This is a genomic window from Asticcacaulis sp. AC402, from assembly GCF_000495835.1.
GTDB lineage: Bacteria > Pseudomonadota > Alphaproteobacteria > Caulobacterales > Caulobacteraceae > Asticcacaulis.
In genome coordinates, this window is the sequence record NZ_AWGC01000014.1 from 73998 (window position 1) to 84552 (window position 10555).

The window sequence follows — 10555 nt, forward strand, 5'->3', positions numbered from 1 at the left end:
CGATGAAGCGAGGTTTTCTTCCCGCCGTTGTGGTCTCCCTTCTCCTGCATGTGGGCTTGCTGGGGCTGGCCTATATCGGCTGGACGACGGCGCCGAAGCCTGTTCGGGTGACTTCGGTCGCTGTTGAGATCCTCTCGGACGTGACCAGTCAGGAAATGGCGCCGGCGCCCGTCGATGAGCTGGCGGTCAATCAGCCGGAACCGATACCTTCGGAAGAGACGGTCACACCGGCCCCGCCGGAACCCGATCCGCAGCCGGTGCCGGCACCCCAGAAGGCCTCTGCACCGGCCAAGCCGGACAAGAAACCCGAGCCGGCCAGAAAGGACAAGGCGCCACTGCCGGACCCGAAAGGGCAGAAAAAGCCGACGCCGGACAAGAAGGCGGCTGCGGAAAAGACTCTTGATCTCGACACTCTGAGCGCTACGCCATCGCAGTCAAACAGCCGACGGCCGCCGAAAGCCAATACCCAGGCCACGAATGGTCAGAATCAGCGCGGCAATGCCGATCAGGCCGCGGGCACAAAAGATGAGATGGATGCCCTGACACGGCGACTGAGCAAGTTGTGGTACCTGAACTGCGACGTTCCAGGCACCCGTCAGGTAAAAATCGAAATCTGGTTCAGGCTGTCGCCCAATGGCCGCATTGTCGAAGGCCCTCGCTGGGCGAACCGCCGCACCGATCCTGTCTGGGTGGCCAATGCCAACCTGGCTATCGCCGCCGTCCGCCGGGGCGAACCCTATACTGATCTTCCGCCTGCCTTGTACAACACAGACGGCGTGCAGCCTCTTTTTGACGCTCAGGCGGTTTGCCGTGGACGTTAAGCCCGCCCTGCAACAAGCCTACGACCTGACTGCCCAGGCCAATGTGTCGGGACAGCCATATTCCGGCCTGGACCGGACACTATATGGACCGAACCTAGTCATTCATTTCAGTGCCGCCCCGGTGTGTCGCAACTACAAGAAAGTCAGGTCATGACGAAGCCTTTTTCGCCCCTGTCCCGCCGAATGCTATTGGGTGCGCTTCCCGCCGCCGGCGTTGTGACGTCACTGGCCGGATCGGTGGCGGGCCAGTCGCAAGGTCCGCTGCGTGGAACGGTGAGTGAGGGCATTGTTCAGCCCCTGTCGATCGCCATCATGATTGCAGGGACAGAACCATCGGGTAACAATATCGGCGAGCAGATCACCAAAGTGATTATAGCTGACCTGCAAAGCTCGGGTTACTTCGCGCCGATCGATCCGCGTGCCTTCATCCAGACGTCGCTCGATGTCAATCTCTCGCCGGCATGGGAGAACTGGAGCGCTGTTAATGCCCAGTTCCTGGCCAACGGGCGTGCCTATATCAATGCGAACGGGCAGATACAGGCCGATGTCCATCTTTGGGACATCTACTCTCAAAAGGAAGTGCAGCTTTCGACGAATCCGAACAACCCCGGCATCGGGTTTGCGAACAATCCCGTCGAGTGGCGGCGTGTGGCGCATAAGCATGCCGATCTCATCTACGAGCGGCTGACCGGTGAGAAGGGCTATTTCGATACGCGCATCGCCTTCGTCGCCGAAAGCGGCAAACGTGGCGCCCGGGTCAAGCGCCTGGCGATGATGGATCAGGACGGGGCCAATCCGCAATATCTGCCAGTCGAAGGCTCGGGCAAGATTATCACGCCGCGCTTTTCGGCCGACGGCAACGAAATCGCCTATATGGCCCTGTCCGCGGACAGCGCCCGCATCTTTCTTTACAATGTGCGTGCCCAGCGCGGGGAGCAGGTGGGGCAGGTCCGCGGGATGGCGTTTGCGCCGCGTTACTCACCGGACGGGTCAAAACTAGCGTTTTCGGTGTCGCAGGGCGCCAATTCCGACATCTATGTGATGAACCTGAACACTCGCGCCGCGTCGCGGCTGACCTCGGACCCGGCCATCGACACCTCGCCGTCGTTCTCACCGGATGGGTCGCGTATCGCCTTCACCTCGGACCGCGGTGGTTCGCCCCAGATCTATGTGATGGGGGCGGACGGGTCGGGCGCGCGCCGCATCACCTTCGGCGGGGGGCTCTATTCGACCCCGGTGTTTTCTCCCAAGGGAGATTTGATCGCCTTTACCAAGCAGTCCAAGGGCCGTTTCTCGATCGGGGTGATGAATCCGGATGGTTCGGGTGAGCGCCTGCTGACTTCGTCCTACCTGGAGGAAGGCCCGACCTGGGCGCCCAATGGTCGCTATATCATGTTCTTCCGCGAACCGCCTGGTGGCATGCCTTCGCTGTGGATGGTCGAGGTCAACGGCCGGATCGAACGCAATGTGCCCTATCCTGGCGGCGCCTCCGATCCCGCCTGGTCGCCTCTTTTGGAGTAGGGGCACACCGGAGACGTGAAAAACCGTTTCGGATGGAATTTATGCCGCCTTTAGTTTGACAAAACTGCAAAGGCATATCATCGTGACGGAAAATAGGTTCTGTTGACATGTGAGTGTCGCAAAACCATGAAAAATACCCCTGGTTTCATAATTTCGTGAGAGGAATTATTATGAACGTATCGATGAAGTCGATCGTCAAGGTGGCCTTGGTAGCCTTCGTTATGACGTCTGTGGCAGCCTGTACCAAGAAGGAAGTGGCCCCGCCCCCCACCGTAACTCCGCCGGTCGCCACGACTCCGGCGCCCAAGCCGACGACACCTGTGCCGCCCGCCGCGACGGCCTTGCCTCCGGTCGGTGTGGCCCCCGGCTCGCAGCAGGACTTCATCGTCAATGTCGGCGATCGTGTCTATTTCGATACCGACCAGTCGTCCATCCGTTCCGACGCCGAGGGCGTTCTGGCGGCCCAGGCGGCCTGGCTGATCCGTTATCCGTCGGTCAAGGTCCGTATCGAAGGCAATGCTGACGAACGCGGCACCCGCGAATACAACTTCGCCCTGGGTGCACGTCGTGCCCAATCCGTGGCCGACTTCCTGACGTCCAAGGGCGTCGTGCCCTCGCGTATCTCGACCATCTCCTATGGCAAAGAACAGCCGATTGCCACCGGCGCGGACGAGGAGTCCTGGCAGCAGAACCGCAACAGCCACACGGCCATCGTTTCGGGCGCCAACTAGGGCGTTCCTGCCGAGTGATTATGGAGGGGCCTTCCGTCTTGGGCGGGAGGCCGTTTCCATGCCGTAGTGAAGGCTGCACAGCAAAGGGGTTTACGTCTTATTTCAGCCCGACTATGTTGCTAGGCCTCGAGCAAGGTGCGTTTTCACGGAATCAATCCGAAAAACGTGCGGAGCGCATGTATTTTGAATCTAGAGCGGGTTGTGTTCTTCTAAACGTTTCCATCAGAACACATCCCGCGCCAGGTTGCGCCGATTTATCGGCACCTATGTGTAACAGTTCTCAAGGGCGGGGTACAAGCCTATGGCGCATAACGGATTTTCTGACAAAAAGCGGGATTGGAAGCTGCGCGGCCGAATGACGGCGGGCGCCTCGATTGTGGCCCTGACGCTGGCGTTCGGAGCCGTGACGACGGCGGTGCTGGTTCCGGCCGTCGCCCACGCCCAGTTGTTTGGCGACGAGGACGAGGAGGAAGATCTTGGTCGTCCGGCGACGCCGGCAGGGGCCTGGGACGAAAAGCGCCTTCAACGCCTCGACCGCAATGTCCGCAAGTTGGAACGTGCCGTCGCCCGTACGGAAAACAAGAAGAATCCGCCGATCCTGATCGAGCCTGACCCTGAGGTCGTGGCCCTGCAGGCCACCGTCGACAGTTTGTCGCGCAAGCAGGACGAACAGGGGGAGGTGATCATTCGTCTGACCGGGCAGCTTGAGGAGGCGCTCTATGCCAATCAGCAACTGCAGGGCGTGGTCAACGCCCAGAATGCCCGTATCGACGTCCTGACGCGACGCGCCGATGTCGCTGACGCCCATATGAAGGATATCGAGGCGATGCTGGCGCCGCCGCCGCCGCCGCCGGCTTCGACGGGCACTGCGGAGGGCGATTTCGACCAGGCCTTTGCGCTTATGACCTCTGGCCAGACAGATGATGCTGGCCGGGCCTTCGAATCGTTCACCGCCACCTGGCCGGAAGCGACGCAACTGCCGGAAGCCTGGTTCCGGCTGGGCCAGATCCGCAGCATGAAACAGGATGCGTCGGGTGCTGTCGCGGCCTACGCCACCGCGCTCAAGGGCTGGCCGAAGACCTCGTGGGCGCCGGAAGCCACAGTGCGCCTGGCGGGGGCATTGACAGACTCAAACCGACCGACCGATGCCTGCCTGGCCCTGGCGCAGTTCGACAAGCTGTATGCCAAGACAGCGACCAACGAGCACAAGACGATGGCCAAGACGCTCAAGGCCAAGGATAAATGTCCCGCTTAAGAGTTTAGTGTCGAACCACCGATGGACACGGATTTTCAGGGCTGGCCTGACCCTCCGCGCAGCGGCCTTTTCCTAAAGGAATCCAGAGATTACACAGATTACACAGATTAAGAATCCAATCTGTGTAATCTGTGTAATCTGTGGACCCACTTCATTCACAAGTGCCGCTTCGCGGTATTTCCGGATTAGTCGGAAAGGCGTGTTCTTCTGTTCCCATCCGTGGTTCAACGCTTTTGATGATTGACAATTCGGTCTTTGGCCCTGATTTCGGTACCTTGCTAAACGGAAACGGTACGCTTGGGGTGGCCGTGTCAGGCGGGGGAGACTCGGTCGCCCTGCTATATCTGCTCGCCGAGTGGGGCCGGCGTCCGTTACATGTCTTCCATGTCAATCACGGCATCCATCCCGACAGCGGACAATGGGCGCACAGCGTGGCTGTGCATGCCGACCGGCTGGGCCTTGCGTTCACGGGCCTGGCCTGGACCGGCGACAAACCCGCTACCGGCCTGTCCGCCGCCGCCCGCACGGCACGCCACGCGCTGCTGGCCGATGCGGCTCGGGCCGCCGGAATTCGCGTTTTGTGCCTGGCCCATACCGCCGATGACATCGCCGAAGCCGCCTATATGCGCGACCTTGGCTCCAATGTCGGCTCGCCCCAGACCTGGTCGCCTTCGCCCGCCTGGCCCCAGGGCCGGGGGGTATTTCTATGCCGACCGCTGCTGGGCCACAGCCGCGCTGGGTTGCGTGATTTTTTGCGTGCGCGCAATCTGACCTGGATCGATGACCCGGCTAATGACAACCCACTCTCCCTGCGCGCCCGCGCCCGCCAGGCCCTGGCTGGCCAGGCGCCGGAACCGGCCAGGCAAGGCAAACGGGTGATGCGCGCCGAGGTCGAGGGCCTGCTGCACGATCCTGAGGGCTGGGCCGCCTTGGGCCTGTTACGGTTCGACGCCGAAGCTTTTCGCCGCCTGCCGCGGGAAGCGGCGCTCCATCTTCTGGTGACTGCCGCCGTCTGTGCCGGTGGCGGCGACCGGCTGCCGCGCGGTCCTAGTGTCGAGCGGCTCTATGGCGCGATGTCGGATGGCCAAGCCCATACCCTGGCCGGAGCCCGCATCCGCCAAACCCGCGGAATAATCCATGTTTTTCGGGAAGCCGGCGATATCGGCCGCCACGGCCCGCCACGGCAAGAGGCGGTTTGGGACGGTCGCTTCGAATTCGACCAGACAGTTGTCGTGACTGCCACCGGCCACGACCGCAGCCGTCTTGACGAGGTCGGAAACGCCTTTCTGAGGACTCTTCCGGCGCAACTGCGTGCCTCTCTGCCGATGGTCACCGGCGCGGGCCCACATCTTGCAGTGCCCCTTTACGGCGTTTCGGGGCAGAAGCATAATGAGACGGTGACGACGACCTGCTGGGTGCTGCCGCGTTTCAGGGCCAGCGCCTGCAGGGTCAGCTGCGAAACCGATTTGTGATCCCTTCCGGAAAAGTGCTGTAGCGAAACGACACGGCGCTCCCTATATGGGAGAGAATGTGCAAGACGGTCCCGCTGGGACCAGACGAGGATTGTAAGGCATGAACCTGCGGTCGATGGCTATAGTCGGCGTGATTCTGGCGGTATTGCTCGGAATCTATATCTATATGAACCAAGGCAAGGCGGGCACCGGCATGCCCCAGGGGCCCAAAGAGATTCCGTATTCGGAGTTGATGACCAAGATCAAGGGCGATGCCATAGCCAAGGTCACCATCCATAACGACGACATCCAGGCTATCGGCAAGGACAAGGCTACCTACCGCAGCACGTCGCCCTACGATCAGCGCAACCTGATCGAGGCTCTGGACCAGAAGAACGTCCAGTACGACGTCAAGTCCGGCCGCGTGTCAATGTTGATGAACGTCATCATGACCTTGTTGCCTGTTATCCTGATCATCGGCATCTGGATCTTCTTCATGCGTCAGATGCAGGGCGGCGGCCGTGGCGGCGCCATGGGCTTTGGCAAATCGAAGGCCCGCCTTCTGACCGAGCACAAGAACCGTGTCACCTTCCAGGATGTCGCCGGCATCGAAGAGGCCAAGGAAGAGCTTCAGGAGGTGGTCGACTTCCTGAAGGACCCGTCCAAGTTCCAGAAGCTGGGCGGCAAGATCCCAAAGGGCGCATTGCTGGTCGGCCCGCCGGGCACCGGCAAGACCTTGCTGGCCCGCGCCGTCGCGGGTGAAGCCGGCGTGCCCTTCTTCTCGATCTCGGGTTCGGACTTTGTCGAAATGTTCGTCGGTGTTGGCGCCAGCCGCGTCCGCGACATGTTCGACCAGGCCAAGAAAAACGCACCGTGCATCATCTTCATCGACGAAATCGACGCGGTCGGCCGTCATCGCGGCGCCGGTCATGGCGGCGGTAACGACGAGCGCGAACAGACCCTTAACCAGCTTCTGGTGGAGATGGATGGCTTCGAGGCCCAGGAGGGCATTATCATCATCGCGGCGACAAACCGTCCTGATGTGCTGGACTCGGCCCTGCTGCGTCCCGGCCGTTTCGACCGCCAGGTCACCGTGTCCAATCCCGATCTGTTTGGCCGTGAAGCCATCCTGCGCGTCCACATGAAGCCCGTGCCTTTGGCGGTTGATGTCGACGTCAAGGTCATTGCCCGCGGCACGCCCGGTTTCTCGGGCGCCGATCTTGCCAATCTGGTCAACGAGGCGGCGCTTATGGCGGCGCGCAAGGACCGCAAACTGGTCACCATGCGCGACTTCGAAGACGCCAAGGACAAGGTTCTGATGGGGGCCGAACGGCGGTCTTTGGCCATGACCGAACAGGAAAAGAAGAACACCGCCTATCACGAAGCCGGTCATGCCATCGTGGCCCTGAAGGCCCCGGACGCTGACCCCATTCACAAGGCGACGATCATCCCGCGCGGTCGCGCCCTGGGCATGGTCCAGCAACTGCCGGAGAACGACCGCCTTTCGGACACCTATGTCCAGATGACCTCGCGTCTGGCCATCCTGATGGCCGGCCGGGTGGCGGAAGAAATCATCTTCGGCAAGGACAAGGTGACCACGGGCGCTTCGTCGGATATCCAGTATGCAACCCGTCTGGCCAAGGCCATGGTGACCCGCTGGGGCTATTCGGATGTGCTGGGCTTTGTCAATTACAAGGACAGCGAAGATCAGCATGGTGCCTTTGGCCGCGACGTTTCGGAAGCGACGTCGCAGAAGATCGACGAGGAGATCCGCCGTCTGGTTCAGGCAGGTCATGACGACGCCAAGCGCATCCTGACGGAGAACCTGGATGGAATGCATCGCCTGGCCAAGACTCTTCTGGATATCGAGACCCTGACAGGCGATGAAATCGCCAAGATTCTCAACGGCGAGGAGATAGTACGCGACGATGACAGCGGCGTGTCCATCGAGTTGTCGTCCAATCTGGCTGTGCCGGAGACCGAGAATGTAGCGGCGGAATAGGCTGACGTGTTTGGATGAAGTGGAGCGGGCGGGACTTCGGTTCCGCCCGTTTTTGCGTACGGTAAAATCGACTCTCCCGGTAGGGCGATGGCCCGCTACGCGCTTCGCGGGAAACAGCTATCGGCCAACAGTGTCGAGACTGTTGCAGCGCAACAGCCATCAGAGATTTTGTGTTTTCAGACTGGTTTTGAGCGACCAGAGCCGACAAAAACGCGATTCGTTATCACTCTGTTAAGGACGATGGCGTTGAATGGACGCCTAGCCCGTCAGGTCGGCCTGCCCGCCGCGTGTCCGTCCCGCGGGCGCTCATAGGGTTGACGCCTCATGTTAATCCAGGAAGTGCCCAAGACCTGGTCTGGCACGTTCTCGCATGGGGCGCGCAGGTTTTTTGAAAACTGGAGACACGCATGCCCGCCGTCGTTCGTGGAGGCAGACGCCAAGCTTCCGCCCCGGCTCCTGCCCAAGGGAAGGCCCAGGGGAAGGGGAGCGCCAAGCCTGCCGGCAAGCGTCCGGCCGGACGCAAGGCTGCGGGACCCGCCGGCAAGTCAAGTGTCATTGGATCCGTCGCCGTCCCCAACGAGTTGCGCGCCTGGTTCGCTGTCGTCATCGTCGTCGTCCTGCTGGGGGTCGTCCTGTTCACCGGCCAGCGGGCTCAGGCCCTGGGTGGCGCTGTCACCGGCTTTGCCGACAGCCGCCTGGCGGCCATGGGATTGAAGCTGCAGAATATCCGTCTGGTCGGGGTCAGCGACGAGGCCGAGCCGGCCATTAAGCGCGCGTTGAAAAAAACCCTGACAGCCGGCCAGCCGATTGCCCTGTTGGACCTCAAAAAGCTCCAGGCTGAGATCGAAGCCGTTGGCTGGGTCAAGGAAGCCAGCGTTCGCCGCCAACTACCCGGCCTGCTGGTCGTCTCGATCGTCGAGCGCCCACGCCTGGCCGTGTGGCAGTACAGGGGTCGCGATACCGTTATCGACGATCAGGGTCATATCATTCCGGAGGCCCAGGCCAGCCGCTTCCTCGACCTGCCACTGGTCGTGGGCGAGGGCGCCAACGAAACCGCCAACGATATCCTGCAACTGATGCAGACGCGGCCGGCGCTTATGCAGAAGACCTACGCCCTGGTGCGCGTCGATACGCGGCGCTGGGATGTCCACCTGAAGAACGGCGCCATCATCAAACTGCCGGCGCTGAACCAGGAACAGGCGCTGAACACGCTTGACACCCTGATGGTGCGCCAGCGCGTGCTGGACCAGGGGTTTGCCGAAATCGACCTGCTCGATCCGGAAGCCCTTGTCGTCGTGCCCATCGAAGCCCATCCCAACCTTTGATCTGACCAGAGAAGAAGCTCATGTCACGATTTGAAGACCGCCAGAATGCCCGCCTGAACGTCCCGGCGCCACGCGCCCGGACGGCACCGCCGCCGGTGTCTGCCCATCAGGCACGCCCCACCGCCGCGACAGGTCTGATCGCCTCTCTTGACCTGGGCTCGTCCAAGATAGGCTGTTTTATCATGCGGCCGGAAGGGGCGCGTCACGCCGATCAGTCGATCCGCGTCGCCGGCGTCGGCTATGTTCAGTCACGCGGTATCCGCGCCGGCTCGATCATCGATATGGAGGCGGCCTCCCAGGCCATCGCCCAGGCCGTCGAGCGCGCCGAGGCCATGGCCAATGTGTCGATCCAAGGGGTGCGGGTGACGATCCCCGGCGCCCAGACGGCTTCGCACAGGGTGTCGGCCCAGGTGTCGCTGGGCTTGAAGCCTATCGCCGATCTCGACCTCAACCGTGCCATTGCGTCTGCGCTCGCTCAGGTCCGTTTCCCCAACCGCCGCGCCATACATTTGCTGCCGGTGTCGTGGAGCGTCGACGAGCAGGCCGGGGTCAGCGATCCGCGCGGGCTTAATGGACGCAGTCTTGGCCTGGAGCTTCTGGTCGTTACCATTGACGAGAGCGTATTCAACAATATTCAGCAGTGTGTCAGCCAGGCCCATCTCGAGGTCCAGGCGATCGTCTCGGCACCCTTGGCGGCCGCTGTGGCTTCGTTGGAAGAGGACGAAAAGGATCTGGGCTGCATCTGTATCGATATGGGGGCGTCCAGCACGACGGCAGCGATCTTCGCCAACGGGACCCTGGTTCATGTCGACTGCCTCAATGTCGGTGGCCAGCACGTGACGGCGGACATCGCCCGCGGCCTGTCGACAACCCTGGCCGGCGCCGAGCGCCTGAAGACTCTCCATGGTTCGGCGATTGCCTCGTCCAATGAAGACCGTGAAACCGTCGAAGCCCCGCCGCGCGGCGATGAACGCGGCGGTGCGCCCATCATCGTGCCGCGTTCGATCCTGAAAGGGATCATCGCCCCGCGCGTCGAGGAAACCTTTGAGTTGCTGCGCGAAAAGATCAAGGCATCGGGAATTCACATCGAGCCGGGCGCCGGTATTGTGCTTACGGGTGGCGCCTCGCAACTGGCGGGCGTGCGTGAGTTGGCCATTCGGGTGTTCGACCGTCCTGTACGTCTGGGCCGTCCCATGCGCGTCCCGCACCTTGGCGACGCTGCGGCAGGGCCGTCGTTCGCGGCAACCGCAGGTGTAATCCTGCGCACCTTGTACGGTCCGCGCGATGTTGTGCCGGTGAAGAAGATCATGGCGGCCAAGATCGGCCCCAAGGATGCGCCGACCGGCGGGCATGGCAACCTCTTCATGCGCGTCGTCGAGTGGCTGAAATCCAACCTGTAGGTTAAGCCGTTCCGTAATCCGGAACCCGCACGAACGCCCGGGACGCACT

General features: G+C 61.9%; 8 protein-coding genes. All 8 read left to right on the plus strand.

All coding sequences use genetic code 11. The features are described from left to right. Positions 1 to 2 precede the first annotated feature (2 nt). The 8 genes from ABAC402_RS28985 to ftsA all read left to right on the plus strand — a co-directional run bounded on the left by ABAC402_RS28985 (position 3) and on the right by ftsA (position 10506). The gene (locus ABAC402_RS28985) at positions 3 to 821 is read left to right on the plus strand and encodes a hypothetical protein (protein ID WP_031235488.1); all 819 of its coding nucleotides are present in this window, start codon (positions 3 to 5) and stop codon (positions 819 to 821) included. Between the two features lie 150 nt (positions 822 to 971). Then, positions 972 to 2342: a Tol-Pal system beta propeller repeat protein TolB gene (tolB, locus tag ABAC402_RS28990; protein WP_023449240.1), complete on the plus strand. Its 1371-nt coding sequence runs from the start codon at positions 972 to 974 to the stop codon at positions 2340 to 2342. A 170-nt stretch (positions 2343 to 2512) separates the two neighbouring features. Continuing rightward, on the plus strand, positions 2513 to 3073 hold the full coding sequence (pal, locus tag ABAC402_RS28995) for a peptidoglycan-associated lipoprotein Pal (protein ID WP_023449241.1): 561 nt from the start codon (positions 2513 to 2515) through the stop codon (positions 3071 to 3073). A gap of 301 nt (positions 3074 to 3374) precedes the next feature. Next, entirely contained in the window at positions 3375 to 4328 is a 954-nt protein-coding gene (locus tag ABAC402_RS29000; protein ID WP_023449242.1) for a tetratricopeptide repeat protein, read from the plus strand. Between the two features lie 236 nt (positions 4329 to 4564). Continuing rightward, the gene (gene tilS, locus ABAC402_RS29005) at positions 4565 to 5800 is read left to right on the plus strand and encodes a tRNA lysidine(34) synthetase TilS (RefSeq protein WP_023449243.1); all 1236 of its coding nucleotides are present in this window, start codon (positions 4565 to 4567) and stop codon (positions 5798 to 5800) included. A 100-nt stretch (positions 5801 to 5900) separates the two neighbouring features. Continuing rightward, on the plus strand, positions 5901 to 7781 hold the full coding sequence (ftsH, locus tag ABAC402_RS29010; RefSeq protein ID WP_023449244.1) for an ATP-dependent zinc metalloprotease FtsH: 1881 nt from the start codon (positions 5901 to 5903) through the stop codon (positions 7779 to 7781). Positions 7782 to 8188: 407 nt separating this feature from the next. After that, complete coding sequence (locus ABAC402_RS29015; protein ID WP_023449245.1) at positions 8189 to 9106, plus strand: cell division protein FtsQ/DivIB; 918 nt, start codon at positions 8189 to 8191, stop codon at positions 9104 to 9106. Between the two features lie 20 nt (positions 9107 to 9126). Beyond that, on the plus strand, positions 9127 to 10506 hold the full coding sequence (gene ftsA / locus ABAC402_RS29020; protein ID WP_023449246.1) for a cell division protein FtsA: 1380 nt from the start codon (positions 9127 to 9129) through the stop codon (positions 10504 to 10506). The last annotated feature ends 49 nt before the right edge of the window (positions 10507 to 10555 follow it).

What these genes read in the sequence shown, in the direction of transcription:
- ABAC402_RS28985 (WP_031235488.1), top strand. Translation starts at nt 3, where the DNA reads ATGAAGCGAGGTTTTCTTCCCGCCGTTGTGGTCTCCCTTCTCCTGCAT.
- ftsH (WP_023449244.1), top strand. Translation starts at nt 5,901, where the DNA reads ATGAACCTGCGGTCGATGGCTATAGTCGGCGTGATTCTGGCGGTATTG.
- ftsA (WP_023449246.1), top strand. Translation starts at nt 9,127, where the DNA reads ATGTCACGATTTGAAGACCGCCAGAATGCCCGCCTGAACGTCCCGGCG.
- ABAC402_RS29000 (WP_023449242.1), top strand. Translation starts at nt 3,375, where the DNA reads ATGGCGCATAACGGATTTTCTGACAAAAAGCGGGATTGGAAGCTGCGC.
- tolB (WP_023449240.1), top strand. Translation starts at nt 972, where the DNA reads ATGACGAAGCCTTTTTCGCCCCTGTCCCGCCGAATGCTATTGGGTGCG.
- tilS (WP_023449243.1), top strand. Translation starts at nt 4,565, where the DNA reads ATGATTGACAATTCGGTCTTTGGCCCTGATTTCGGTACCTTGCTAAAC.
- pal (WP_023449241.1), top strand. Translation starts at nt 2,513, where the DNA reads ATGAACGTATCGATGAAGTCGATCGTCAAGGTGGCCTTGGTAGCCTTC.
- ABAC402_RS29015 (WP_023449245.1), top strand. Translation starts at nt 8,189, where the DNA reads ATGCCCGCCGTCGTTCGTGGAGGCAGACGCCAAGCTTCCGCCCCGGCT.